This window comes from Micromonospora vinacea (assembly GCF_015751785.1).
In the GTDB taxonomy this organism is placed as follows: domain Bacteria; phylum Actinomycetota; class Actinomycetes; order Mycobacteriales; family Micromonosporaceae; genus Micromonospora; species Micromonospora vinacea.
This window is the reverse complement of the sequence record NZ_JADOTY010000001.1, coordinates 3289611-3315043: the sequence shown is the minus strand read 5'-3', so window position 1 is coordinate 3315043 and position 25433 is coordinate 3289611. Positions and strand designations below refer to the sequence as shown.

Annotated in this window: 22 protein-coding genes; 9 read left to right on the top strand and 13 right to left on the bottom strand. The window is 71.5% G+C overall.

Annotated elements, in window-relative coordinates:
* Positions 1 to 13: 13 nt before the first annotated feature.
* From IW249_RS15860 to IW249_RS15840, 5 genes are all read right to left on the bottom strand, one after another.
* Positions 14 to 883 carry a S1C family serine protease gene (locus IW249_RS15860; protein ID WP_196921474.1) on the bottom strand — a complete coding sequence of 290 codons (870 nt, stop codon included), beginning with the start codon at positions 881 to 883 and terminating at the stop codon, positions 14 to 16.
* Positions 884 to 921: 38 nt separating this feature from the next.
* A complete protein-coding gene (locus IW249_RS15855; protein WP_196921473.1) occupies positions 922 to 1881 on the bottom strand; it encodes a VWA domain-containing protein in 960 nt (319 codons plus the stop codon).
* Positions 1878 to 2891 (bottom strand): DUF58 domain-containing protein, encoded by a 1014-nt coding sequence (locus tag IW249_RS15850; protein ID WP_196921472.1) that lies wholly within the window; start codon positions 2889 to 2891, stop codon positions 1878 to 1880. Before IW249_RS15850 ends, IW249_RS15855 begins: the two co-directional genes overlap by 4 nt.
* Positions 2888 to 3937, bottom strand: coding sequence for an AAA family ATPase (locus IW249_RS15845; RefSeq protein ID WP_196921471.1), 1050 nt, complete (start codon positions 3935 to 3937; stop codon positions 2888 to 2890). Before IW249_RS15845 ends, IW249_RS15850 begins: the two co-directional genes overlap by 4 nt.
* Positions 3938 to 4229: 292 nt before the next feature.
* A complete protein-coding gene (locus tag IW249_RS15840) occupies positions 4230 to 4739 on the bottom strand; it encodes a hypothetical protein (protein ID WP_196921470.1) in 510 nt (169 codons plus the stop codon).
* Positions 4740 to 5080: 341 nt separating this feature from the next.
* Here IW249_RS15840 and IW249_RS15835 point away from each other — a divergent pair, with 341 nt between their 5' ends.
* Positions 5081 to 6064 (top strand): endonuclease/exonuclease/phosphatase family protein, encoded by a 984-nt coding sequence (locus IW249_RS15835; RefSeq protein WP_372433041.1) that lies wholly within the window; start codon positions 5081 to 5083, stop codon positions 6062 to 6064.
* Between the two features lie 145 nt (positions 6065 to 6209).
* Here the strand turns inward: IW249_RS15835 and cimA are convergent, their stop codons facing one another.
* Positions 6210 to 7793: a citramalate synthase gene (gene cimA / locus IW249_RS15830; protein ID WP_196921468.1), complete on the bottom strand. Its 1584-nt coding sequence runs from the start codon at positions 7791 to 7793 to the stop codon at positions 6210 to 6212.
* 315 nt (positions 7794 to 8108) lie between these two features.
* On the opposite strand from cimA, the gene IW249_RS15825 reads away from it, so the two are divergent.
* The 4 genes from IW249_RS15825 to IW249_RS15810 all read left to right on the top strand — a co-directional run bounded on the left by IW249_RS15825 (position 8109) and on the right by IW249_RS15810 (position 10207).
* Entirely contained in the window at positions 8109 to 8306 is a 198-nt protein-coding gene (locus IW249_RS15825; protein ID WP_196921467.1) for a hypothetical protein, read from the top strand.
* A gap of 2 nt (positions 8307 to 8308) precedes the next feature.
* The gene (gene ahpD / locus IW249_RS15820) at positions 8309 to 8839 is read left to right on the top strand and encodes an alkylhydroperoxidase, AhpD family (protein ID WP_196921466.1); all 531 of its coding nucleotides are present in this window, start codon (positions 8309 to 8311) and stop codon (positions 8837 to 8839) included.
* A gap of 83 nt (positions 8840 to 8922) precedes the next feature.
* The gene (locus IW249_RS15815) at positions 8923 to 9381 is read left to right on the top strand and encodes a PRC-barrel domain containing protein (protein ID WP_196921465.1); all 459 of its coding nucleotides are present in this window, start codon (positions 8923 to 8925) and stop codon (positions 9379 to 9381) included.
* 19 nt (positions 9382 to 9400) lie between these two features.
* The gene (locus IW249_RS15810; RefSeq protein WP_196921464.1) at positions 9401 to 10207 is read left to right on the top strand and encodes a tyrosine-protein phosphatase; all 807 of its coding nucleotides are present in this window, start codon (positions 9401 to 9403) and stop codon (positions 10205 to 10207) included.
* Positions 10208 to 10257: 50 nt separating this feature from the next.
* Here the strand turns inward: IW249_RS15810 and IW249_RS15805 are convergent, their stop codons facing one another.
* A complete protein-coding gene (locus IW249_RS15805) occupies positions 10258 to 11355 on the bottom strand; it encodes a branched-chain amino acid aminotransferase (protein WP_196921463.1) in 1098 nt (365 codons plus the stop codon).
* A gap of 162 nt (positions 11356 to 11517) precedes the next feature.
* Positions 11518 to 12549 (bottom strand): 3-isopropylmalate dehydrogenase, encoded by a 1032-nt coding sequence (locus IW249_RS15800; protein ID WP_196921462.1) that lies wholly within the window; start codon positions 12547 to 12549, stop codon positions 11518 to 11520.
* 228 nt (positions 12550 to 12777) lie between these two features.
* Between IW249_RS15800 and IW249_RS15795 the strand changes: the two genes are divergently transcribed.
* Both IW249_RS15795 and IW249_RS15790 read left to right on the top strand, forming a co-directional pair.
* Complete coding sequence (locus IW249_RS15795; RefSeq protein WP_196921461.1) at positions 12778 to 13620, top strand: FAD:protein FMN transferase; 843 nt, start codon at positions 12778 to 12780, stop codon at positions 13618 to 13620.
* 309 nt (positions 13621 to 13929) lie between these two features.
* Positions 13930 to 14286, top strand: a complete 357-nt coding sequence (locus IW249_RS15790) for a hypothetical protein (RefSeq protein WP_124774447.1) — start codon at positions 13930 to 13932, stop codon at positions 14284 to 14286.
* Between the two features lie 76 nt (positions 14287 to 14362).
* Here the strand turns inward: IW249_RS15790 and serA are convergent, their stop codons facing one another.
* On the bottom strand, positions 14363 to 15961 hold the full coding sequence (serA, locus tag IW249_RS15785; RefSeq protein ID WP_196921460.1) for a phosphoglycerate dehydrogenase: 1599 nt from the start codon (positions 15959 to 15961) through the stop codon (positions 14363 to 14365).
* 267 nt (positions 15962 to 16228) lie between these two features.
* Between serA and IW249_RS15780 the strand changes: the two genes are divergently transcribed.
* Positions 16229 to 17218: a hypothetical protein gene (locus IW249_RS15780; RefSeq protein ID WP_196921459.1), complete on the top strand. Its 990-nt coding sequence runs from the start codon at positions 16229 to 16231 to the stop codon at positions 17216 to 17218.
* A gap of 89 nt (positions 17219 to 17307) precedes the next feature.
* Here the strand turns inward: IW249_RS15780 and ilvC are convergent, their stop codons facing one another.
* The 4 genes from ilvC to IW249_RS15760 all read right to left on the bottom strand — a co-directional run bounded on the left by ilvC (position 17308) and on the right by IW249_RS15760 (position 23353).
* Complete coding sequence (gene ilvC / locus IW249_RS15775) at positions 17308 to 18321, bottom strand: ketol-acid reductoisomerase (protein ID WP_112625850.1); 1014 nt, start codon at positions 18319 to 18321, stop codon at positions 17308 to 17310.
* A 93-nt stretch (positions 18322 to 18414) separates the two neighbouring features.
* On the bottom strand, positions 18415 to 18930 hold the full coding sequence (gene ilvN / locus IW249_RS15770) for an acetolactate synthase small subunit (protein WP_124815780.1): 516 nt from the start codon (positions 18928 to 18930) through the stop codon (positions 18415 to 18417).
* Positions 18930 to 20810, bottom strand: coding sequence for an acetolactate synthase large subunit (locus IW249_RS15765; RefSeq protein ID WP_196921458.1), 1881 nt, complete (start codon positions 20808 to 20810; stop codon positions 18930 to 18932). The genes ilvN and IW249_RS15765 overlap by 1 nt, the downstream gene beginning before the upstream one ends.
* A 188-nt stretch (positions 20811 to 20998) precedes the next feature.
* Positions 20999 to 23353 carry a putative bifunctional diguanylate cyclase/phosphodiesterase gene (locus IW249_RS15760; protein ID WP_231393572.1) on the bottom strand — a complete coding sequence of 785 codons (2355 nt, stop codon included), beginning with the start codon at positions 23351 to 23353 and terminating at the stop codon, positions 20999 to 21001.
* Positions 23354 to 23482: 129 nt separating this feature from the next.
* Here IW249_RS15760 and ilvD point away from each other — a divergent pair, with 129 nt between their 5' ends.
* Positions 23483 to 25330: a dihydroxy-acid dehydratase gene (gene ilvD, locus IW249_RS15755; RefSeq protein ID WP_196921456.1), complete on the top strand. Its 1848-nt coding sequence runs from the start codon at positions 23483 to 23485 to the stop codon at positions 25328 to 25330.
* Positions 25331 to 25433: the final 103 nt, after the last annotated feature.

Sequence of the window (25433 nt, the reverse complement as noted above, 5' to 3'; positions counted from 1 at the left end):
GCGTTCGGGCAGCTCAGCCGCCCTTGCCGATGATGGTGTCGGCGGTCTGCTGCACCTGGTCGATCGGGATGGCGAACCCGATGCCGATCGAGCCGTTTCCGTCGATGGTGGCGATGGCGGTGTTCACCCCGACCACCTCCCCGCGAGCGTTGACCAGTGGCCCACCGGAGTTGCCGGGGTTGATGGACGCGTCGGTCTGCACCGCGCTGTGCCGGTTGTTGCCGAGCCGTACCTCCCGGTCGAGCGCGCTGACGATGCCCGCGGTGACCGTTCCGGCCAGACCGAGCGGCGAACCGACCGCGAGCACCGGCTCACCGACCCGGGTCGCACCCGGCTTGGCCAGGGGCAGCGGGGTGAGACCGGCCGATGCCGGCACCTTCAGCACCGCCAGGTCGCTGCGCGGCTCCCGTCCGACCACCTCGGCGGCGAACCGGCGGCCGTCGGGCAGTTCCACTGTCACCGGCCCGCCACCCCCCTTGGCCAGGATGTGGTCGTTGGTGATGAGGTGCTGCTGGTCGTCGACGGCGAAGCCGGAGCCGGTCGCTGACCCGCTGGTCGCTGACCCGCTGGTCGCGCCGCCGGCCAGCACCGACACCACCCCGGGTACGGTCCGCTCGGCCGCCGTGACCAGTTCGGCCGGCACCGGGGCGGCGGACGCGGCGGCCGGGCCACCAACCCCGTCCCGGCTGGCCACCACGCCACCGGCGAGGGCACCGGAGACGGCCGAGACCGCCACCACCGCCAGCACGGCGAGCAGCCGCCCGGGCCGTCGCCCGCCCGGGTCGCGCTCGGGCGCGTCCCACCATCCGCGCCCGTCCGGGTCGAGTTCCGGCGAGATGAACCAGGGACCGCGCGGTTCGCCCAGTCCGGTCTGCACTGCCATGCGTACTCCTCACTGTCGACGTCGGTTGTGCGCGGCGGTCAGGGCAGTCGGGAGAACCAGCGCATCGAGCCGGCGGCGGCGCCCATCGCGAACACCAGTCCGAGGCCGATGAACCGGGCCGAGACGTCCTGCCGCTCCGTGCGGTAACCGACCGAGCTACCGATGTCTTCGTAGACGGCCCGCAGTTCGTCGGTGGTGCTGGCCTCGTGGAACATGCCGCCGGTCTCCTCGGCGACCGCCTTGAGGGTCTGTCCGTCCACCGGCACCTGGATGGGCCGCCCACCGCGGTCGACGAACCCGGACGGTGTGCCGAACGAGATCGAGTGCACCGGCACCTCCGCCTTCACCGCTTCCGCGGCCGCCTCCATCGGGTCCATCCCGGAGGTGTTGGCGCCGTCGGAGAGCAGGATGACCCGGGCGGGTGGGGTCTCCTTCGCGGCTTCGCTGTCCAGGCTCTTGACCGCGCCGAGTGAGGTGTTGATGGCCTCGCCGATCGCGGTGCCCTGGACGCCGGTGATGCCCTCGGCGAGCCGGTCGATCCCCTCGTCGAGGGCGCCCCGGTCGGTGCCTGGGGGCACCAGCACGGCGGCGCTGCCGGCGAAGGCGACGAGACCCACGTTGAACTCGTCGGGCAGGCCCTCGACGAAGCGCCGGGCGGCCTCCTTCGCCGCGGCCAACCGGTCCGGTTCGACGTCGGTGGCGAGCATCGACGTGGAGACGTCCACCGCCACCATCACGGTGGCCCGTTCCCTGGGCACCCGGACCTCGGCGCTCGGGCGGGCGAAGCCGACCACGAGCAGCGCCAGCATGGCCAGGAAGAGCCCGGCCGGTACGTGCCGACGCCAGGCTGGCCGCTGCGGCGCCACCCGGTCCAGCAGTCGCAGGTTGGTGAAGCGGACCGCGTACCGGCTGCGCCGCCGCTGCATCACCAGGTACGCGACGACCAGGGCGAGCACGCCGAGCAGCAGCCAGAGTCGCAGCGGCGACTGCCAGATCACGCGGCACCTCCCCGGGGCTGGCCGGCCGGCGCGGCGGCCAACCGACGTTGGGCGTGCACGTGCCGGACGATGTCAGCGCTCCAGTCCCCGTCGGTGCGCAGCGGCAGGTGGGTGGCCCCACTGCGTCGCAACGCCTGGTGGACCTGTTCGCGCTGGGCGGCGGCGGCCTCCGCGTACCGCTCGCGCAGCCCACGGTCCGATGTGCACACCTCGCGGTGCCGGCCGGTCTCCGGGTCGACGAGCGTGATCAGGCCGACGTCCGGCAGTTCCAGCTCACGCGGGTCGGTCACCTCGATCGCCAGCACCTGGTGTCGGACGGCCAGCCGGCGCATGGTCCGCTCCCAGGGCGCGGTCAGGCCGGGGTCGTCGGGCAGTCCGTCGAGGAAGTCGGAGACCACCACGACCAGCCCACGCCGGTTGGCGATCCGGTGCAGCGCGTCGAGCCCGTCGGCCAGATCGGGCGGTCGGGCCGCCGGCTCACGCCCCGGCCGGTCGGTGGGCGCGGTGGCCCGCGGGGCGGCGAGCAGCGCGCGGAGCAGTGCGAGCAGATGGGTACGACCGCTGCGGGCCGGGAAGCGGCGTACCCCGTCGGCGCGCAGCACCTGGGCGCCGAGGCGGTTGCCGACGCCCGCGGTCAGGAAACCGACCGCCGCGACGGCGGCCACCGCCAGTTCCCGTTTGTCCAGCTCGGCGGTGCCGAACTCCATGCTGGCGCTGCCGTCGACGAGCAGCCAGGTGGTCAGTTCCCGGTCGGCGTCGACCTGCCGGACGTGTGGCACCGCGGTCCGGGCCGTCACCGCCCAGTCCATCCGGCGGACCTCGTCCTCGCCCGGCCGGTACTCGCGACTGCCGGACGGTTCACTGCCGGGGCCGGGCAGCAGGCCGCGGTACTGGCCGTGCAGCAGGCCGTTCAGTCGACGGGTGACGGTCAGCTCCAGGCGGCGCAGGCGCTGGTCCGGGGCCAGGTCGGCCAGGCCGGGGTCGGCGGGCGCGGTGGTGGCGCGTCTCATGCCGCCGCCAGATCCGGTGTCTGCTGCGGGTGTCCGGTGGCCAGCCGGGGCGGCGGCACCGCCTCGACGAGTCGTCGCACAAGGCTCTCGGCCGACACCCCGTCGGCCACCGCGTCGAAGGAGAGCACCAGACGGTGGGCGAGCACGTCGACGGCCAGCTCACGGACGTCCTCGGGCAGCACGTACTCCCGCCCCCGCAGCAGGGCCTGTGCCCGGGCGGCCGCGACCAGGCCCAGGGTGGCCCGGGGGCTGGCCCCGTACGCCAACAGTGGGGCGATCTCCGGCAGCCCGAACCGGCCCGGGTCGCGGGTGGCGAGGATCAGCCGCACCACGTACTCGGCCAGCGCGTGGTGGACGAAGACCCGCTCGGCGTGGAGCTGGAGGTCCCGCAGCCGTTGCGCGTCGAGCACCGGGCGCGGGGTCGGCCGGTCGGTGCTCATCCGGTAGAGGATGGCCAGTTCGTCGGCGTCGCTGGGGTAGTCGACCACCACCTTCATCAGGAACCGGTCGCGCTGCGCCTCCGGGAGCTGGTAGACCCCCTCGGACTCGATCGGGTTCTGGGTGGCCAACACCAGGAACGGCTCCGGGACCGGCCAGCTGCGCCCGCCGATCGAGACCTGCCGTTCGGCCATCGCCTCCAGCAGCGCCGACTGGACCTTGGCCGGGGCCCGGTTGATCTCGTCGGCCAGCACCAGGTTGGCCATGATCGGGCCCAGCTCGATGTCGAAGGTCTCCTTCGACGCCCGGTAGATCCGGGTGCCGACGATGTCGGAGGGCACCAGGTCCGGGGTGAACTGGATCCGGGAGAAGGTGCCGCCGACCACTGTCGCGAGGGTCTGCGCGGCCAGTGTCTTGGCCACGCCGGGTACCCCCTCCAGGAGGCAGTGTCCGTTGGCGACCAGGGCGGTGAGCAGGCGTTCGACGAGGCGATCCTGCCCGACGATCACGCGTTTGACCTCGAAGAGGGTCTGTTCCAGCTCGATGCCGGTCGGCTCCGGATCGACCGGGCTGGGCATGCTGGCCAGGGTGTCCGAGATGTCCGTCACGGTGCTTGCTTCCCTGGCACACGCTCGGCAAACGTCGGATTGTGCGGGCCGGACCGGCCCGGAGTGGCCGGAATGGGGATGAGCCGCGCGGAAGGGTGACGACCGTCGCGAGTCTGTCGAGGAGCGCTCAAGGGTCAAGCGACCGGCCAGTGAGCGCTCGACCGGCACGAACCGCTCGAGGAGGCATGCCCCCCCGTGGACCGCCGACCCGGCCGGGCAGCCCGCGCCGGGCGGACAGGGTCCGGCCCCCGCGCCGGAGGCGACGGGGGCCGGGTGTCAGGTGTCGGTTCGGTCAGGGTGTGTGGGTGAGCAGTGTGAAGCCCAGGTTGGCCGGGGTCCCGAAGGAGTTGCGGGTCTGCACGAAGACCGCGTTGGGTGTCAGGATCCGCGGGGCGACCGAGACCTCGCCACCGGGCGGGATGCAGCAGGAGCCGGACAGGGAAAGGGTGGCCAGGAAGGCGCCGGCCGAGACGGTGTGGCCGAAGATCACCTCGTACTCCCCGACGCCGTACTTGACCACGGTGCCGCCGCCGCGCGCTTTGGTGCCGTTGGAGTTGACGACGGTGAAGACGTTGGTGGCCACCAGTGGGGTGGCCGCACCCGCCTTCAGCGCGGCTTTCGCGATGCGCGCCGACTCGGCGCTGACCGGCGGCTGGGCGTTCGTGCCGCGTGCCGCCGGCTGGACCGCTTCCTGCGGCGCTTTCGCCGACGGCTGGGCGATAGCGATGCCCCCACCGGCGAGACTGAGCCCCAGGACAGCGAACGTGACCGCCGCCACCTTACGTCGGAAGGATGTGCTCATGACAGGTCCCCCTTGTGTGACCGTGCGAATTCGGCCGACCCGCGGGGCGGGACGGATGACTGCCCATGAATAGGCGTACGACGACGGCTGGGCGAGGTAAAGCTGCCTCGCTCACACCCGAAGAGATTGGTTTCTCAACAATCTGCATCCCCTCTGAGCTGCGGATACTACTCAGAGTTGCGTCGTTTAAGCCAGATGGAACGTAGCACCGGAAAAAGCCGCCAGTCAATAGTTGATCTCGCTTTTCCGGACTGTCAACCAGCCGTCAGATAATTGTGAAATGTGAGCGCACCACCATTCATGAAATGGCTTCGCCGGGCCCGACTACGATCATTCTCGTGATCATCGACGCTCCGCCCGCGCGCCGGAACGCTCGGCTCGGCACGGTGCTCTGCTGGCTTGCCGTCGTACCCACCGCCCTCTGGGCAGTGGCCCGACTGCTCGGCCTGGACCGGGGACCGTTGGTGCAGGCGTTCGCCTTCACGCCGTACGTCGCGGGGGCCAGCGTGCTGGTCCTGGCCCTCACGCTCGCCCTGCGGCGCTGGTGGCCGGCGGCGCTCGCGGCCCTGGCGGCGGTGGCGTTGCTCGGCACCGTCACACCTCGGGCGCTGGCGAGCCCGCAGCCGACGGCGGCCGGGCCGACAGTGCGGCTGCTCACCGCCAATCTGCTCGCCGGCGCCGGTGACGCGGGAACGCTTGTGGAGCTGGTCCGCCGACACCAGGTGGACGTGCTCACCGTGCAGGAGTTCACCCCGGACGCGCAGGCCGCACTGGATCGGCTCGGCCTGGACACGCTGCTGCCGCACCGGCAGCTCAACGCGGAGGTCGGCACCGCCGGCTCCGGGCTCTACTCACGGTGGCCGCTCACCGACGTCGGCGTCCGACGCAACCTTGAGGGGTGGGGCTTCAGCCAGGCGTACGCGACGGTGTCCGTCCCCGGCGGGCCCCCGGTCCGCGTCGAGTCGGCCCACCCCTCGGCGCCGTACGCGCTGGACCAGGTGGGCGCCTGGCGTGCCGACCTGACCGCCCAACCACCGGCCACCCCGGACGGTGGCCTGCGGATCCTCGCCGGAGACTTCAACGCGACCCTCGACCACAGTCCACTGCGGGCCCTGCTGCGCACTGGTTACGTCGACGCCGCCGACGCCACCGGGCAGGGCCTGACCGGCACCTGGGGTCCGTACGACGGCGACCTCATCCCACCCGTCACCATCGACCACGTCCTGGTCGACCACCGCATAGCGGTCCACTCGGTGAAGGTGCTGAACCTCCCCGGCAGCGACCACCGCCCCGTCCAAGCCACCCTCACCCTCCCCACCCCCTGACCACTCACCACCCCCACCCCGCCCCCGCCCCCACCCCGTCGATCTTGCACTTACTGTCCCGACATCAGCGACATAAGCCGCATCCCGTCGACACAAAGTGCAAGATCGCGAGGGCGGGGTGGGCGGGGGAAGGGAGGGGGTGGGGTTAGACGGAGGCGGGGGCCAGGCCGTAGGTGAGGGCGTCCACCAGGGCGTGCCAGCTGGCCTCGACGACGTTGGGGTGGACGCCGACGGTGGTCCAGTCCCGACCGCTGCCGTCGGAGGTTTCCAGCAGCACCCGGGTGACCGCGCCGGTGCCGTGGCTGCCCTCCAGGATGCGCACCTTGTAGTCGGCCAACTCGAAGTCACGCAGCTGCGGATAGTGCCGCGTCAGCCCCACCCGCAGCGCCTCGTCGAGGGCGTTGACCGGGCCGTTGCCCTCGGCGGTGGCGATCACCCGCTCACCGCGAACCCGGATCTTGACGGTCGCCTCGGAGACCACCGCGCCGTCCTCGCGGTGCTCGACCAACACCCGGTACGACTCCAGGGTGAACGGTCGAGCGGGGCTGCCCTCCGGCAGCTCGGAGCGGACCAGCAACTCGAAGGAGGCATCGGCCGCCTCGAAGGACCAGCCCCCCGCCTCCAACTCCTTGACCCGCTTGGTGACCCGGGTCAGGGCTTCCGGGCTGCCGGCCAGGTCCAGGCCGAGCTCACGACTCTTGAGCTCGACGCTGGCCCGACCGGCCATCTCGGTGACCAGGATCCGCATGTCGTTGCCCACCACCGACGGGTCCACGTGGTTGTAGAGCAACGGGTCGACCTTGATCGCGCTCGCGTGCAACCCCGCCTTGTGGGCGAAGGCAGCGGCCCCGGCGTACGCCTGGTGGGTGTCGGGGGCGATGTTGGCGATCTCGGCGATGGCGTGCGAGACCCGCACCATCTGCGCCAGGCAGCCCTCCGGTAGGACGGGCATGCCGAGCTTGAGTTGGAGGTTGGCGACGACAGCGAAGATGTCGGCGTTGCCCGGGCGTTCGCCGTACCCGTTGGCGGTGCCCTGCACGTGGCGGACGCCCGCCTCCACCGCGGCGATCGTGTTGGCCACCGCGCAGGCGGTGTCGTTCTGGGCGTGCATACCGAGCAGCGCGGCGTCGATCCCCAGCCGGTCGGTCAGGTCGCGGATCACTGCGGTCACCTGGGACGGCAGCATGCCGCCGTTGGTGTCGCAGAGCACCATCCGCTCGGCGCCGGCGGCGAGCGCGGTCTGCACCACTGCCGCGCCGTACGCGGGGTCGTGCCGGTAGCCGTCGAAGAAGTGTTCGCCGTCGACGAAGACCCGTCGGCCCTCGCGGACGAGATGGTTGACGGTGTCGTGGATCATCGCGAGGTTCTCCGCGCCGGTGGTGCGCAGCGCGCGCTCGACATGCCGGGTGTCGGCCTTGGCGACCAGGGCCACCGCCGGCGTCTGCGCATCCAGCAGGGCGCGCACCTGGGGGTCGTCCGCGACCGGAACCCCGGCCTTGCGGGTGGCGCCGAACGCGACGAGTACGGCGTGCCGCAGGTCCAGTTCGGTGCGGGCGCGGCGGAAGAACTCGGTGTCCTTGGGTACCGCGCCCGGCCAGCCGCCCTCGATGAAGCCGACGCCGAACTCGTCGAGCAGTCGGGCCACTGCCAGCTTGTCGACCACCGAGTAGGTGAGCCCCTCGCGCTGGGCGCCGTCGCGCAACGTGGTGTCGAAGACCTGGAACGTCATCAGGATCCTTTCTCGGAGCAACAAAAAGACCTCCCGCGGATGCGGGAGGTCTGCGCGCTCGGCAGAGGGGAGAGCCGGCGCGCTAGGTCGCAATAATCAGGGCGGTGCTGGTCACGGTGGCTACTCTGCCACCCCTCCCCTGTTTTGGGAGAAACAATCCACATAGCGGGATGGTGACGGAGAGTTCGTTCGCACCGGGCCGCCGCTCGTGATCGGCTTCACAAGCCAACGGGCCACTCATTGGCGGAAACTGCCGTGCGGAAGCATCTGGAACGGATCCGATGACGGCCACCGCGTCGTCTGCAAGGAGGACCTGTGCTCACCGTCAGTGACCGCTTACCTGAGCACGGACTCGCCGCCTGCGTATCGCTGGGCGCCAACAACGCGTCCAAGACGATCAACCACACGTCCCACGAGGGCACGTGGTGTGTGGTCTTCGTCGGGCCGATGGACTTCACCTCCATCAGCCCGACGAAGATCGCCGACGAGACCCTCTGCGCCGCCGGGGTCTGACCATGGGCCTGGACGCGATCACGGCAGCCCTGCCTGAGTACGCCACTGACATCAGGCTCAACCTGGGCTCCACCATCGGCACCTCGGCGTTGACCCCGGCGCAGAGCTGGGGCACCGCGCTGGCCTGTGCGGTGACCGCCCGCAACCCGGTGGTGCTGCGGGAGATCGCGGCCGAGGCTCTCGGGCACCTCGGGCCGGAGGGTGTCGAGGCGGCCAAGGGCGCTGCGGCGATCATGGCGATGAACAACATCTACTACCGGGCCAAGCACCTGATCGGCGACGAGCAGTACGCCTCGATGCCGGCCCGACTGCGGATGCAGATCATCGCGAGGCCGGGGGTGGACAAGGGCGACTTCGAGCTCTGGTGCCTCGCCGTGTCGGCCATCGCCGGCTGCGGGGTGTGCCTGGAGTTGCACGAGAAGAAGCTGCGCAGCATCGGCTTCACCCGGGAGCAGCTGCACGAGGCTCTGCGGATCTCCGCAGTGGTGCACGCCGCGGCGGTCACCCTGGACGCCGAGGCCGCACTGGCCTGAGCCGGTCGCCGTTTCCGGCCCCCGACGGCCGGGTAGCTCCTGCGGAGACATGAGTTGATCGGTGACAGTCAGGAGTGAACGGCATGGACAGGATCGATCCGCACGCCACCCACGCCGGGCCGGACCCGCTGCGCGGCGGCGACCAGGGCGCGGTGCCCGGCGGCGCGCCGGCCGGCACGTTCGACCCCTGGCGCTACCGGGACCAGGCCGGCGTGGCCGACGCCGACCTGGTCGGCTACAAGGTCGAGGCCACCGACGGCGGCATCGGCAAGATCGACAGCGCCAGTCACGAGGTGGGCGGCAGCTATCTGGTCGTGGACACCGGGCCCTGGATCTTCGGCAAGAAGGTGATGTTGCCGGCCGGCACCGTCAACCAGGTCGACCACGACCAGCGCACCGTCTCCGTCGACCGAACGCGGGACCAGATCAAGGCCGCCCCCGAGTACGACGAGGCCAGCCACAGCGACCCGAGCTACCGGGATCAGCTGGGTGGCTACTACGACGAGACGTACGGCGCGCTCCCACCCGGCACCGCACGGTGACTGTTCGGCCCGACGGCCGGTGGGACGCTGTCCCACCGGCCGTTACCGTGTGAGCGTGGACGTCACCGAGAACGACCCCCAGCTCTCGCTTCCTGCCACCTTCAACTTCCGCGACGTCGGTGGCTACGTCGGCCACGACGACCGACCCGTACGCCGAGGCCGGCTCTACCGCTCCGACTCGCTGCACCGCCTCACCGAGCAGGACCGGGACGCGTTCGCCGCGATCGGGATCCGCACCGTCATCGACCTGCGCCGCCCCACCGAGGTGGAGCGGGACGGCCGGGTGCCGGCGTACCAGGGACTGACCTACCGGCACATCCACCCGGAGCACGCCGACTGGGCGGGTACGCCGCACGAGGAGGGCGCGAGCCTGGCCCGGTACCTCGCGGACCGGTACGCCGACCTGGCCCAGACCGGCACCGCCGGGCTGGCCGAGGCGGTCGGGCTGATCGCCGACTCCACCAACGCCCCGGCGGTGGTGCACTGTGTCGCCGGCAAGGACCGCACCGGCATCGTCTGCGCGCTGACCCTCGCCGTGCTCGGCGTCGACGACGCGGACATCACCGCTGACTACGCGTTGAGCAGTGCGGCGTCGGCCCGGTACAGCGCCTGGCTGGCCTCAGTCACCCCGGGCGGGGTGGACGTGCCGGCGCCGTTCCTGAGCTCACCCGCCGAGGCGATGCAGATCTTCCTCGACGAGCTGCGCGCGGGGCACGGCTCGGTCGAGGCGTACCTGCGTCACGCGGGGGTGACCGACGAGCAGCTCGCCGCGCTCCGTGACCACCTGCTCGACGAGCCCGCCCAGGAGCAGCCCACCGACGCGTAGGCCGACCGCGGCGGCCCGTCCGGGTGGACGGGCCGGCGCGGTGACTGAGGTCAGAAGACCCGCTGCACCCAGCCGTGCGGGTCGGCCGCCTTGCCCCGCTGGATGTCGACCAGCTGCTGACGCAGGGCCATGGTGACCCGGCCGGGTTCGCCACCACCGATCAGGAACTCGCCGTCCGGGAAGCGGACCCCGCCGATCGGGGTGACCACCGCTGCGGTGCCGCAGGCGAACACCTCACGGAGGCGACCGCTGGCGGCGTCGGCCTGCCAGTCGGCGAAGCTGACCGGCCGCTCCTCGACCTGGTGCCCGGCCGCGCCGGCCAGCGTGAGGACGGCGTCGCGGGTGATGCCCGGCAGGATCGTGCCGGTCAACGGTGGGGTGACCACAGTGCCGTCGTCGTAGACGAAGAAGACGTTCATGCCGCCCAGTTCGTCGACGAAGCGACGCTCCACCGCGTCCAGGAAGACCACCTGGTCACAGCCGGCCTCGATGGCCTCCGCCTGGGCCGCCAGCGACGCGGCGTAGTTGCCGCCGCACTTGGCGGCGCCGGTGCCACCGGGCGCGGCCCGGGTGTAGTCCGGGGAGACCCAGACGGTGACCGGCTTGACGCCACCGGTGAAGTACGCCCCGACCGGTGAGGCGATCACCATGTAGAGGTACTCGTTGGCCGGGCGGACGCCGAGGAAGACCTCGCTGGCGAACATGAACGGCCGCAGGTAGAGGCTGCCGTCCTCGCCGGTGGGGATCCACTCCCGGTCGATCTCGATGAGCTTGTGCAGCGAGTCGACGAACACCTCCGGCGGCAGCACCGGCATCGCCATCCGCTGCGCGGAGGTGGCGAAGCGGGCGGCGTTGGCGTCCGGCCGGAACATCGTCACGCCACCGTCGGCCGTGCGGTACGCCTTGAGCCCCTCGAAGATCTCCTGCGCGTAGTGCAGCACCGCGCTGGCCGGGTCCATCGGGATCGGGCCTCGCGCCTCCACCCGTGCGTCGTACCAGCCCTTGCCGTCGGCGTAGCGGACGGTGACCATGTGGTCGGTGAAGACGCGGCCGAAACCGGGGTTGGCCATCAGGGCGGCCCGGTCGGCAGCGGATACCGGCGCGGCATTCGGACGGATCTCGAAGTCGAGCTTGTCACCACCGCTCATCGCGCGGACCTCCCTGCGGAACAACGGCATGCGGGACCGCACACCGACATGGCTGTGCCAGAAACTTACCCCGAACGGTCGTTCAGCCGGTAGCGCCGGTCCGGTGGGCCGGTCCGCCCGGGCAGACCGGCCGCGGGCCGGTCGCCACTCGGGTCGGGAAGGTCAGGCTACGGCGTGGGCGGCAAGCCGGTCGCCTACCTCTTCGGTACGCAGCGTCACGCCCGGAACCCGGCTGGCCAGCTCGGCGGCGACCGCCGCATTGACCCGGGCGGCGGACTCGCTGTGCCCGAGCTGCTCCAGCAGCAACGCGGCGGAGAGCACCGCGGCGACCGGGTCGGCGATGCCCTGCCCGGCGATGTCCGGCGCCGAGCCGTGCACCGGCTCGAACATCGAGGGGTACGCCCCCTCGGGGTTGATGCAGCCGCTGGCGGCCAGCCCGATGCCCCCGGTGACGGCCGCGGCGATGTCGGTGAGGATGTCGCCGAAGAGGTTGTCGGTGACCACCACGTCGTAGCGCTGCGGCTGGGTGACCAGGAACATGGCCGCCGCGTCGACGTGCTGGTACTCGGTGGCGACGTCCGGGTGCTCGGCGGCGACCGCGTCGAACGTGCGCGCCCAGAGCGACCCGGCGTGGGTCAGCACGTTGGTCTTGTGCACGAGGGTGACCTTGCGCCGCTCCCGGCGGCCGGCGCGGGCGAACGCGTCGCGGATCACCCGCTCCACGCCGTGCCGGGTGTTCAGGCTCTCCTCGGTGGCGACCTCGGCCGGGGTGTCCCGGTGCAGGGAACCACCGGCACCGGCGTAGAGCCCCTCGGTGCCCTCGCGCACCACCACGAGGTCGACCTCGCCCGGCTTCACGTTGCCCAGCGGGCCGGCGACCCCGGGCCAGAGCCGGGACGGGCGCAGGTTGACGTACTGGTCGAAGGCGAAGCGGAGCTTGAGCAGCAGGCCCCGCTCCAGCACACCCGGTGGGACCGTCGGGTCACCGACCGCGCCGAGCAGGATCGCGTCGTGCCCGGCCAGCTCGGCCAGCACCGAGTCGGGCAGCACCTCTCCGGTACGGTGCCAGCGGGCGGCACCGAGGTCGTACTCGGTGGCCTGCACGTCGGGCAGCACCGCGTCGAGGACCTTGCGGGCCTGCGCGACCACCTCGGGCCCGATGCCGTCTCCGGCCACCACCGCGATCCGCGCCACGACCGCACTCCTCTGCTCAACGGTTCCGTTCGGGCAACGGTACGTCGCCGTCCCGCCTCCCGGTACGCTGCGTCCACGATATGGGACGCGGGAATGCACAGCACCCTCTCAGCTGGGACTCATGGGGCGGTCATCTCCGCTGCCTACGGTAGTACCCAGCGGGTCGCGGGGGCCCGCTGAGCAACGGGGTCGCGAGGACGCGGCGCCACGTGCGAGGGGGCAGATGCGATGCGCATCGACGAGCAGCCACGGACCCGCTGGCCGGACCCGTCCGCGTTCCGCAACCGTCGGCCGGATTTTCGACTCGGCAGCCGCCGGCACCGGATCGACCCGGCCGCCGCCACCGAGGGCCGGATCGCGGTGCAGCACACCGTACGCACCGCGACCGCCGAGTACACCCTGCTACTCAACGCACCCGAGTGGCTCGGCCGCCGGGGGGTGGGCGAGGCGCTGCGGGACAGCGTCGCCGAGCTGCGCGCCATCGACCTCACCTACGGCCCCAACCGCCCGGAGAGCCTGGTCTCCCGGCTGCGTCGGGACGAGATCAGCCCCGAGTCGTACCCGCCGCTCGCCGATCTCGTGGACCGCTGCGCCGCGATGCGGGCGGCCACCGACGGGTGGTTCGACGCCTGGGCAGTGCCCGGCGGCTTCGATCCGGGCGGCCTGCTCGGCGGTTGGGCGGTGGAACGCGCAGCGGAGCGACTGCGCGCCGCCGGCATCCACGACTACGCCGTACTCGCTGGCGCTGACCTCGTCGTCCGGGGTCGCGCGCCGCACGGCGGGCCCTGGCGGGTCGCGGTGCACCACCCGACCGCACCCGAGCGCGCGCCGCTGGTGCTGGAGATGACCGCCGGCGCGGTCGGCACCTCCGGGGTGACCGGGCGGCAGGGGCACGTGGTGGACCCGCACACCGGCGAGCCGGCCGATCACCTCGTCGCCGCCACCGTTGTGGGCCCCGATCTGGCGATCGCCGACGCCTACGCCACAGCGCTCTACGCGGCCGGCCCCACCGGCCTGGCGTGGTTCCGGGGCAACTCCGACTATCGCGCGCTCTTCGCACACCGTCGCTGATCTGGTCGGGCGCGCGATCGGCCCCCACCGTCTCGGCAACGACAGTGGGGGCCGGTCAGCGACGAGTGCGCGTGGCTCGCACAACCGAGGGGTGCGGACCGGTCGGGCCGGACGTCGACCGCGCCACCCGAAGACGGGCCGGCGCCTCGAACTCGGCCAGTGACCGCAGTGCGTACGCTAGCGAATCGACGCAACTCGACGCAAGAGTCTCCACACCGGACCGTCCCGGCCGGAGCCCGCGGTGATCGACGGTTGACCGGCGGCGAGGCAGTTTCGACATGGTGAACGGCGGATGGCACGCTATCGGCCGTGAGTTTCGATCTGAGCGTGTGGGCCCTGGAGGACGGGGCGACGCCCGAGGACGTGCGGACAGCGGTCGACGGTTGCCGACAGGGACGGCACGTGGACCGCTACCCCGACCCGCGGGTGGTCAGCTTCTACCGGGCGATCACCGCGTCCTATCCGGACCGTCACCCCGGCCCGAACAGCCCGTGGGCGGTGGCGCCGCTGCACGCGGCCCACGACCACGTCGAGCTGAACCTGCATCCGACCTGCGCGGATCAGGTGCTACTGGACATCGAGCGGCTGGCCGGCGAGCACGGGCTGATGCTGTTCGACCCGCAGGACGGCTCGGTCTACCCGCCGCCGGCGCGACTGCCCGGCTGACAAGACCGGCGGCACCAACGGGGAAATGACGAGGGGCCCGGCGAATCGCCAGGCCCCCCACGGTGCTTGTCGTCTACTACTCGTCGCGCAGGTCGGCGGCGCTGGCCGCCGTGGCGCCGATCGACTCGGCGGCCGAGGTGAGCAGCTCAGCGCCGAGCGCCTGGTCGACGGTGAGCGTCATCAGCGTCTCACCGCCCGCCTCCCGACGAGCCACCTGCATGGCGGCGATGTTGATGCCCGACTCGCCGAGCAGGGTCCCGACGGTGCCGACCACACCGGGCCGGTCGGCGTAGCGCAGGAAGAGCAGGATGCCCTCCGCGCCGATCTCCACGTCGAAGCCGTCCACCTCGGTCAGCTTCAGGACGTCCCGAGCGCCGGAGTGGGTGACAGTGCCCGAGACACTGACCGTCCGACCGTCAGGCAGCGCGCCGCGCACCGTGACCAGGGTCGGCTGCTCGGCCGTCTCGGCCAGGGCGGCAAGGGTGACCTCGACGCCACGCTCGGCGGCCAGGTGCGGGGCGTTGACGTAGGTGACCTGCTCCTCGACCACGGAGCTGAACAGGCCCTTGGTGGCGGCGAGCTTGAGCACCGACACGTCGTGGCTGACGATCTCACCGCGGACCTCGACAGTGACGCTCGCCGCGACCCCACCGGCGACAGCGGTGAACGCCCGGCCCAGCTTCTCCGCCAGCGGCAGCAGCGGCCGAACGTCCTCGGCGACCACACCGCCGGCCTGCACGTTCACCGCGTCCGGGACGAACTCGCCCTGCAACGCCAGCTTGACGCTCTTGGCCACGGCGAGACCGGCCTTGTCCTGTGCCTCGTGGGTGGAGGCGCCCAGGTGCGGGGTGGCCACCACGTTGTCGAAGGCGAACAGCGGCGACGAGGTGCACGGCTCCTTGCTGTACACGTCGACACCGGCGCCGGCGACCCGGCCCTCGGCGATCGCGTCCGCGAGCGCCTGCTCGTCGACCAGCCCGCCACGGGCGGCGTTGACGATGCGAACGCCGGGCTTGACGATCGCCAGCTCCTTCTCACCGATCAGGCCCACCGTCTCCGGCGTCTTCGGCAGGTGGATGGAGATGAAGTCGCTCTCCCGCAGCAGCTCCTCCAGCCCGACAAGGCGGACGCCGAGCTGCGCCGCACGGGCCGGCTGGATGTACGGGTCGTACGCGATCAGCCGGGTGCCGAACGCGGCGATGCGCTGCGCGAAGAGCACCCCGATACGACCAAGCCCCACCACGCCGACGGTCTTGCCCTGCACCTCGACGCCTGTGTACTTCGACCGCTTCCACTCCCCCGCCTTGAGCGCGGAGCTGGCGCTCGCCGTGTTACGGGCGACGGCGAGCAGCAGCGCGACGGCCTGCTCGGCGGCGGAGACGATGTTGGAGGTGGGCGCGTTGACGACCATGACGCCCCGCGCGGTGGCGGCCGGCACCTCGACGTTGTCCAGCCCGACGCCCGCCCGGGCGACCACCTTGAGTCGCGGCGCGGCGGCGACCGCTTCGGCGTCGATCTGGGTCGCGCTGCGCACGATGACGGCGTCGGCCTCGGAGAGCGCCGAGAGCAGGGCCGGACGGTCGGTGCCGTCGACGTGACGGACGTCGAAGTCGTGGGCGAGCACCTCGATGGCGGCGGGGGCGAGTTCTTCGGCGATCAGTACGACAGGATTCATCGGTCCTCGTAGAGGTCGTGTTTGCGATCGGCCCGGGCGGCGGGGGGCGCCGCACTGCGCCCTGCGCTGATCCGTGCCGTGGCCGTCAGGTGCCGGCTGCTGCACCTACAGGCGATCGTAGGGGCCACGCTGGTCGGCGTGTTCCGGTCTTCGGGGTGAGTGCCCTCACACGCCCGGTCGGTCGACGGACATCGGCCGTTCACCGGACCGACACGGTTGCTCGCGCCCACTACAACCGGAGGTACACCCCTGCGGGAGGATCCGCCCTTGTCGCTCGCCGTGCGCATCACGCTGCTCCGACAGCTGACCCGCGTCGATCTCGCGCGGTTCGGTCCGAAGCTGGCCGAGGCGTTGGTCACCCGGTCCCATCAGGTGAAAATCCGACGCAGCTTCGTGCCCCGGCGCACCGCCGCCGCGGACGATGCGGTCGCGCTCTACCGGCGGCTGGTCCAGGACCGGCCGGGCCGGCACGAGGTGGGGTTGGCGCGGGCGCTCGTCGCGCAGGGTTCGGTCCCGGACGACAGCACCGTGGGATCCGCGCTCGCGCAGGGCCGGGAGGCGATCGGGTACGTCGAGGACGCGACCGACCGGGACGGCCTCGTCGTCCTGGCCGCGGCGCAGCTGATGGTGGCCATGCAACTCCGCTCCGACGCACCCCGCGACGCGCTGCCGCTCGCCGACCAGGCCCGAGAGACCTGGCTACGGTGCGCGCCACTCGGTGCCCGTGAGCGGGTGGAGTTGGCCCGGTCCCTCACCGTGCTCGGCTACTGCCGGGCGGTGCTGGGCGAGCCGGCCGAGGCGCTCGCCGCCCGGGAGGAGGCGGTCGAGTTGTTCCGGCGGCTTCCCCTCTGGAAACGGCTGAAGTACATGCCCGCCCGACTCGAGGCGATGAGCGGGCTGGCGGACTCCCTCGCCTCCCATCGTCGGTTCGCCGAAGCGCTGACGCTGGCCACGGGTGCCCGCGAGGACCTGACCTACATGAGCCGTGTGGAGCCACTGCGGTTCCGACCGACGCTCGGCAATCTGTTGTTCGTGATCGCCCGGTGCCACCTGGGGCTTCGCGAACAGGACGCGGCAGTGGCGGCGGTCGAGGAGGCCGTCGGGCACTACCGCTGGCTGGCCAAGCACGACCCCGTTCGGTATCAGCCACGGCTGGTCGTCGCGCTACGCACGCTCGCCGGCACTCTCAAGGCCCTCGGGCTGTACGAGAAGGCCGCCTGGGCCACCTCTGAGGCCGAGGCGATGGAAAGCCGCTGACGGAAGGGCTGCGGCCAGCGGCCGGCGACCCGCGCTGGGGAGAGCGCTGGATCGCCGGCCGCTGGTGGACCGTTCCCTTGTCGAACGGGTCAGGCGGTCTCGGTGATCGGGCGGTCCACCCAGCTCATCATGCCGCGCAGCTTCTTGCCGGTCTCCTCGATCGGGTGCGCCGCACCCTCGGCCTGCCACTTGGTGAAGTTGGGCCGGCCGGCCTCGTCCTCGGCGACCCACTCGCGGGCGAACTCGCCGGACTGGATCTCACCCAGGATCTTGCGCATCTCGTCCTTGACCCGGGAGTCGATGATGCGCGAGCCGCGGGAGAGGTCGCCGTACTCGGCGGTGTCGGAGATGCTGTAGCGCATCTTCGCGATGCCGCCCTCGTACATGAGGTCGACGATCAGCTTCAGCTCGTGCAGGCACTCGAAGTAGGCGACCTCCGGGGCGTAGCCCGCCTCGGTGAGCACCTCGAAACCGGTCTGCACCAGCGCCGAGGCGCCGCCGCAGAGCACCGCCTGCTCGCCGAAGAGGTCGGTCTCGGTCTCCTCGGTGAAGGTGGTCTTGATCGCGCCCGCGCGGGTGCCGCCGATCCCCTTCGCGTACGCGAGGGCGAGCGCGAGCGCGTTGCCGCTGGCGTCCTGCTCGACGGCGACGAGACAGGGCACGCCCTTGCCGTCGCTGTACTGGCGGCGGACCAGGTGGCCGGGGCCCTTGGGCGCGACCATGGCGACGTCCACCTCGGCCGGCGGCTTGATCAGGCCGTACCGGATGTTGAAGCCGTGGCCGAAGAAGATGGCCTTGCCGGGGGCGAGGTGCGGGGCGATCGACTCCGCGTAGATCCCGCGCTGGGCGGTGTCCGGTGCGAGCACCATGATCACATCGGCCTCGGCGGCGGCCTGCGCCGGCGTGACCACCCGCAGGCCCTGCTCCTCAGCCTTGGGACGGCTCTTCGAGCCCTCCGGCAGACCGATCACCACGTCGACGCCGGAGTCCCGCAGCGACAGCGCGTGGGCGTGGCCCTGGCTGCCGTAACCGATCACCGCGACCTTCTTGGCCTGGATCAGGCCGAGGTCGGCATCGTCGTCGTAGTACACCTCAACGCTCATGAGAACTTCCCTTTCGTACGACGGCCGGGGCGGCCCGTCGTGGTCTGTGCGGATGGATTCCGGGACGGCCCGCAGGGGCCGACCGGTGGCAGGTCAGGCGGCCCGCAGCGCGGGACCGGCGGTGATCGAACGCGAGCCGCGCCCGATGGCCACCAGCCCGGACTGCACCATTTCCTTGATGCCGAAGGACTCGAGGTCGCGCAGGAGCGCGTCGAGCTTGTCCGGGGTGCCGGTGGCCTCGATGGTCAGCGTGTCCGGTGCGACGTCGACCACCCGGGCGCGGAACAGGTTGACGGTCTCCAGCACCTGCGACCGCGCGGACCGGTCGGCGCGAACCTTCACCAGCAGCAACTCCCGGGCAACCGAGACCTGCGGATCCAGTTCGACGATCTTGAGCACGTTGACCAGCTTGTTCAGCTGCTTGGTGACCTGCTCCAGCGGGGACGACTCCGCGTTGACAACGATGGTGATCCGGGAGACGTCCGGGTTCTCGGTCTCGCCGACGGCGAGGCTGTCGATGTTGAACCCGCGCCGGGAGAACAGGCCGGAGACTCGGGCGAGCACGCCCGGCTTGTTCTCCACCAGCACGGACAGGGTGTGCATGGTCATTAAATGTCATCCTCGTCGAAGACCGGGCGGACGCCACGGGCGAACATGATCTCGTCGTTGCTGGTGCCGGCGGCGACCATCGGCCAGACCATCGCGTCCTTGCCGACCACGAAGTCGATCACCACGGGCGCGTCGTTGATCTCCATGGCAGCGGCGATGGTCTTGTCCACGTCAGCCGCGGTCTCACACCGCAGCCCGACGCAGCCCAGGGCCTCGGCGAGCTTGACGAAGTCGGGGATGCGGTGCTTGTGGGTGCCGAGCTCGGTGTTGGAGTAGCGCTCGTTGTAGAACAGCGTCTGCCACTGTCGGACCATACCGAGATTGCCGTTGTTGATAACGGCGATCTTGACCGGGATGCCCTCCAACGCGCAGGTGGCCAACTCCTGGTTGGTCATCTGGAAGCAGCCGTCCCCGTCCACCGCCCAGACCACCGTGTCGGGCTTGCCGACCTTGGCGCCCATCGCCGCCGGGACCGCGTAGCCCATCGTGCCGAGGCCGCCGGAATTCAACCAGGTGTACGGCTTCTCGTAGGAGATGAACTGCGACGCCCACATCTGGTGCTGGCCCACCCCGGCCACGAAGATCGCGTCCGGGCCGACGATCTCGCCCAGCCGCTTGATCACGTACTGCGGGGACAGGGTCCCGTCGACCGGCTCGTCGTAGCCCAGCGGGTAACGGTTGCGCAGGTCGTCGAGCTGCGTCCACCAGTCACCGAGGTCGGCGGTGCGCCCCGTCGACCGCTCGGCGGTGACCGCGGTGATCAGCTCGTCGATGACGTGCTTGGCGTCGCCGACGATCGGCACGTCCACGTGCCGGTTCTTGCCGATCTCGGCAGGGTCGATGTCCGCGTGGACCACCGCCGCGTCCGGGGCGAACGAGTCCAGTTTGCCGGTGACCCGGTCGTCGAAACGTGCGCCCAGCGCGACGATCAGGTCCGCCTTCTGCAGGCCGTAGACCGCGGCGACAGTGCCGTGCATGCCGGGCATCCCCAGGTGCTGCTGGTGCGAGTCGGGGAACGCCCCGAGCGCCATCAGCGTGGTGACGACCGGGATGCCGGTCAGCTCGGCCAGCCGGCGCAGCCCGTCGGTGGCACCGGCCTTGAGCACCCCGCCACCGACGTAGAGGACCGGCCGCCGGGCCGCGGCCATCAACCGCGCCGCCTCCCGGATCTGCTTGCCGTGCGGGTGCAGGGTGGGCCGGTAGCCGGGCAGGTCCAACGTGGGCGGCCAGGAGAACGTGGTCGACGCCTGGAGCACGTCCTTGGGGATGTCGACAAGCACCGGGCCGGGTCGCCCCGTGCTGGCCAGGTGGAACGCCTCGGCCAGCACCCGGGGGATCTCCTCGGCGTTCTGCACGAGGAAGTTGTGCTTGGTGATCGGCAGGGTGATGCCCTGGATGTCGGCCTCCTGGAAGCCGTCGGTGCCGATCAACGGGCTGGCCACCTGCCCGGTGATCGCCACCATCGCCACCGAGTCCATGTACGCGTCGGCGATCGGTGTGACCAGGTTCGTCGCGCCCGGGCCGGAGGTGGCGATGCAGACACCGACCTTGCCGGTGGCCTGCGCGTAGCCGGTCGCCGCGTGCCCCGCCCCCTGCTCGTGCCGCACCAGGATGTGCCGGACCGTCGAGTCGTAGAGCGGGTCGTACGCCGGCAGGATCGCGCCGCCCGGAATGCCGAAGACGACGTCGACCTCGAGTGCCTCAAGGGACCGCACGAGCGAGCCGGCCCCGGAGATCGGGGTCGCGGCGGCGGGCCGTACCGCCGGGACGGCCGGGGTGGCCGTGCGCGTGGCGGCCTGGTCGACGTCGACGGTCGGGTCGGCGGCCGCGCGGGCCCGGCGGGCGGTGTGGGCGAGGGTCTCGGGCGTGGGTCTCGTCATGGCGGTTCTGGCCTTCGGCTGGAGTGGCTGGTGGCTAGTCAAGCGATGCGAGGCGGGCGAGGCCCGCTTCGCCAGGTTCCGATGGCAATAAAAACGGCCCTCGTGCAGATGCACGGGGCCAGCGCACTCTCGGTGAGGGAGAGTGCGCTCAGGTAAGTACTCGCAGCGACCGGTACGACGACATGCGGCTAAGCCTGACGCATCTCACGCGATGAGTCAACTGATCCCACATGTTGGTTAACGGAGGTCGGCGCGTCGGCCTGCGACGCGCCATCGGCAGGCGGGGTGAGCTGCCCAGACCCGCGCGGAACCCGACGTGGCGGGGGCACCTGAGCGGGACGCGCACCCGGTGACGTGGCCGCCTCCAGCATCGCCTCCAGGTGCTCGGCCGGCACCCCCCAGCCGAAGAGCGCGCCCTGGCCGAACCGGCATCCGGCGGCCACCACGGCGGCCAACTCGGTCGGGGTGGTCACCCCCTCGGCGATCACCTCCAGCCCCAGCTGGTGACCCAGTCGCATCACGATGTCGACCATCGGGGCGAACGCCGGACCGTCCTGGCCGACCGGGCGGACCGGCTCGTGCTCGGCGACCAGACTGTGGTCGATCTTGAGGATGTCGATCGGCAACCGGCGCAGATGCCCCAGCGACGAGTAGCCGGCCCCGAAGTCGTCCAGCGCGATCCGTACACCGGTCAACCGCAGCGCGGTGAGCCGCCGGATCAGCTCGTCCAGGTCGGTGGCGACGGCGTGCTCGGTGACCTCCAGCACCAGCCGCTGCGGCGGCACGTGGTGGGCGCGCAGCGCCTCGGCGACCTGGACCACGTACTCCGGGGCGTGCAGCTCGCGCGGGGAGACGTTCACCGACACCCAGACGTCGTGCCCGTCCGCCAACCAGCGGGAGAGCTGGTAGCAGGCCTGGTGCAGCACCCAGGCGCCGAGCGGGGCGATCATGCCGCACTCCTCGGCGAGCGGGATGAACTCGTCCGGACGCACGTTGCCCAGCTCGGGATGGTGCCAACGGAGCAGCGCCTCGGCGCCGACCGGCCGCACCGACGGCAGCGACGCCACCGGCTGGAACGCCAACCGCAGCTCGTCGCGGTCGATGGCCCCGCGCAACTCGTGCTCCACTGTCGTACGGCGGCGCAGCAGCTGGTCGTACGCGGCGTCGTACCGCTCGATCCGGTTCTTGCCGCGCTGCTTGGCGTAGCGCAGCGCCAGGTCGGCGTGGCGTAGAAGCAACTCCACGTCCGGCTCGTCTGCCCAGTCGGCCACCCCGATGCTCACCGACAGGAAGACCGGCCCCTCCGGCTGGTCGTACGGCCGGTTGAGCACCCCGAGGAGCCGTTCGGCGACCCGGTCCGCCTCGACCGCGCGGCCCTGCATGAGTACGGCGAACTCGTCGCCGCCCAACCGGGCGGCCACGTCACCGGGGCGCAGGTTGCCACGCAGCCGCCGGCCCACCTCGGCCAGCACGGCGTCGCCCACGTCGTGGCCGCGCATGTCGTTGACGTTCTTGAAGCCGTCCAGGTCGAGGCCGAGCAGCACACAGGGTTTGCGGTCCGCGGCGTTCTGGTGCAGGGCTCGGAGCAGGCCGCGCCGGTTGGCCAACGACGTCAGCGGATCGGTGTGCGCCAGCTCACGGAAGTGCGCCTCCCGCTCGACCAGCCGGCCCGCGTATCCCCGCACGTCGCGAAGGGTGAGGTACTGCCGTGCCACCAGGGCGAACCCCTCCACGCTGCCGGCCACGATGCCGGCGGCGGTGAACCGGCCGTCCTGGGCGAGGTGGTACATCGCCGAGGCGGCCATCGCCAGCATCGGGGCGACGGCGTACTCGCCGTCGCTACCGACCAGGTCCAGGTCGACCTGCCCCGGCCGGTCGGCCCGGTACACGACGAGCGCGACGGTCAGCAGGCCGGCGGCGAGCACCACCGCACCGGTCAGGGCCATGGTCGGCCCGGCCTGGCAGAGCCCGGCGCTGAGACCCAGCCCGCCGAAGGTCACCGCGCTGATGCCGGTGCCCAGCGCGGCCAGCCGTCGACGTGGTGTGGCGGCCCGGAAGACGACGATCACGACGAGCCCGGCGCCGAGCGCGGCGCTCACAGTGGCCACCAGAATCGCCGGGCAGGCCATCGGGGTGGCGGCACCGAGCAACCGGGTGGGCTCGGAGAAGAGCACCCAGCCGACGAACCACAGCGCCGCCGCCATGACCAACCCGTCCAGGGCCAGCCGGGCGGTTCCCGCGGCGGTGGCGGCCACCCCGGGCAGCCGGAGCAGACCAGCGGCGAAGGCCAGCCCGGCCACCGCCGTGCCGATCGCCACCGCTGTCGCCCAACCGGTGCGCTGCCCCTGCTCGTGGGCCCAGTGGTCGTTCGCACTGAGGGCGGCGAGCACCCCGGCCAGGAGGCTGAGCAGGGCGACCCCGGCGGCCGCCGCGAGCAGCACGTGCGCCGGGCGGCGCGGCCTCGTCCGCCGCCGGGCGACGAGGGTCAGCAGTACAGCGGCCACCGCGGCGACGAGGCCGCTGAGCGCCGCGACAGCGACCATGCCCGGTGGAAAATGCACGCCTCCAAGAGTGCCGGATGGGCGCACCTCATGGGGGGTTGAGTGTGCATCTGTTGGGACACGGGAGATAGCCGGGTGGCCCGGCGGGTCGATGGTGTCATGCTGGTATGCATGCCTGAGCTGCGGTCGAGGACCTCCACACACGGTCGGACGATGGCCGGCGCCCGGGCCCTCTGGCGGGCCACCGGGATGACCGACGACGATTTCGGCAAGCCGATCGTCGCCATCGCCAACAGTTTCACCCAGTTCGTGCCTGGTCACGTACACCTCAAGGACATGGGTGGCCTGGTCGCCGACGCGGTCGCCGAGGCCGGCGGGGTGGGCCGGGAGTTCAACACCATCGCTGTCGACGACGGCATCGCGATGGGCCACGGCGGCATGCTCTACTCGCTGCCCAGCCGTGAGCTGATCGCCGACGCTGTCGAATACATGGTCAACGCGCACTGCGCGGACGCCCTGGTCTGCATCTCCAACTGCGACAAGATCACCCCCGGGATGCTGCTGGCCGCGCTGCGGCTCAACATCCCCACCGTCTTCGTCTCCGGCGGCCCGATGGAGGCCGGCAAGACGATGGCGATCGAGGGCGTCGTCCACAGCAAGATCGACCTGATCGACGCGATGATCGCCTCCTCGAACGAGGCGGTCACCGACGAACAGCTCGGTGAGATCGAGCGCTCCGCCTGCCCGACCTGCGGCTCCTGCTCCGGCATGTTCACCGCCAACTCGATGAACTGCCTCACCGAGGCTATCGGGCTCGCGCTGCCCGGCAACGGTTCCACGCTGGCCACCCACGCCGCCCGCCGGTCACTCTTCGTCGAGGCCGGCCGGACCGTCGTGGAGATCTCCAAGCGGTGGTACGACGGCGACGACGACTCGGTGCTGCCGCGCACTGTCGCCTCCAAGGCCGCCTTCGAGAACGCGGTCGCCCTGGACGTGGCGATGGGCGGCTCCACCAACACGGTGCTGCACCTGCTCGCCGCCGCCCGCGAGGCGGAGATGGACTTCGGCGTCAGCGACATCGACGCGATCTCCCGGCGCGTGCCGTGCCTGGCCAAGGTCGCACCGAACTCGCCGAACTACCACATGGAGGACGTGCACCGGGCCGGCGGCATCCCGGCGATCCTCGGCGAACTGGACCGGGCCGGGCAGCTCAACCGCGACGTGCACGCCGTGCACTCCCCCTCCCTCGCGCAGTGGCTGACCGACTGGGACGTGCGCGGTGGCTCCCCCACCCCGACGGCCGTCGAGCTGTTCCACGCCGCACCCGGTGGGGTGCGCACCACCGAACCGTTCTCCACCACCAACCGGTGGTCGTCGCTGGACACCGACGCGGCCGGCGGTTGCATCCGGGACCGCGAGCACGCCTACTCCGCCGACGGTGGGCTGGCCATCCTGCACGGCAACCTGGCGCCCGAGGGCAGCGTGGTGAAGACCGCCGGCGTGCCGGACGACTGCCTGACCTTCCGTGGCCCGGCCAAGGTCTACGAGTCGCAGGACGACGCCGTGACCGCGATCCTCGCCAAGCAGGTGGTCGCCGGGGACGTCGTGGTGATCCGCTACGAGGGGCCCAAGGGCGGCCCCGGCATGCAGGAGATGCTCTACCCCACCTCGTTCCTGAAGGGCCGCGGGCTGGGCCGTTCCTGTGCGCTGCTCACCGACGGCCGTTTCTCCGGCGGCACCTCCGGGCTCTCCATCGGGCACGTCTCCCCCGAGGCGGCGTCCGGCGGGCTGATCGCCCTGGTCCGCGACGGCGACGAGGTCGTCATCGACATCCCCAGCCGGTCGATCGAGCTGAACGTGCCCGCCGAGGAGTTGGAGGCGCGCCGGGTGGCCGAGGAGAAGCGCGACAAGCCGTACACCCCGACCGATCGGCAGCGCCCGGTGTCGGCGGCGCTGCGCGCGTACGCCTCGATGGCCACCTCGGCCAGCGACGGCGCCTACCGCCGCGTCCCGGAGTAACCACCCGCTCCCGCCCGTACCGCCGACATCCGCGATGTCGGGGTGTCCCGTCGACCCGGATACCCCGACATCAACGATCGCGTCTCGATCAGGGCGGATCGGC

Coding starts and splice junctions, on each gene's coding strand:
- IW249_RS15765 (WP_196921458.1), bottom strand. CDS start 20,810: ATGACGAGACCCACGCCCGAGACCCTCGCCCACACCGCCCGCCGGGCC.
- ilvC (WP_112625850.1), bottom strand. CDS start 18,321: ATGAGCGTTGAGGTGTACTACGACGACGATGCCGACCTCGGCCTGATC.
- IW249_RS15795 (WP_196921461.1), top strand. CDS start 12,778: ATGCGCATCGACGAGCAGCCACGGACCCGCTGGCCGGACCCGTCCGCG.
- IW249_RS15860 (WP_196921474.1), bottom strand. CDS start 883: ATGGCAGTGCAGACCGGACTGGGCGAACCGCGCGGTCCCTGGTTCATC.
- IW249_RS15840 (WP_196921470.1), bottom strand. CDS start 4,739: ATGAGCACATCCTTCCGACGTAAGGTGGCGGCGGTCACGTTCGCTGTC.
- IW249_RS15815 (WP_196921465.1), top strand. CDS start 8,923: ATGGACAGGATCGATCCGCACGCCACCCACGCCGGGCCGGACCCGCTG.
- ahpD (WP_196921466.1), top strand. CDS start 8,309: ATGGGCCTGGACGCGATCACGGCAGCCCTGCCTGAGTACGCCACTGAC.
- serA (WP_196921460.1), bottom strand. CDS start 15,961: ATGAATCCTGTCGTACTGATCGCCGAAGAACTCGCCCCCGCCGCCATC.
- IW249_RS15760 (WP_231393572.1), bottom strand. CDS start 23,353: ATGGTCGCTGTCGCGGCGCTCAGCGGCCTCGTCGCCGCGGTGGCCGCT.
- IW249_RS15805 (WP_196921463.1), bottom strand. CDS start 11,355: ATGAGCGGTGGTGACAAGCTCGACTTCGAGATCCGTCCGAATGCCGCG.
- IW249_RS15850 (WP_196921472.1), bottom strand. CDS start 2,891: ATGAGACGCGCCACCACCGCGCCCGCCGACCCCGGCCTGGCCGACCTG.
- ilvN (WP_124815780.1), bottom strand. CDS start 18,930: ATGACCATGCACACCCTGTCCGTGCTGGTGGAGAACAAGCCGGGCGTG.
- ilvD (WP_196921456.1), top strand. CDS start 23,483: ATGCCTGAGCTGCGGTCGAGGACCTCCACACACGGTCGGACGATGGCC.
- cimA (WP_196921468.1), bottom strand. CDS start 7,793: ATGACGTTCCAGGTCTTCGACACCACGTTGCGCGACGGCGCCCAGCGC.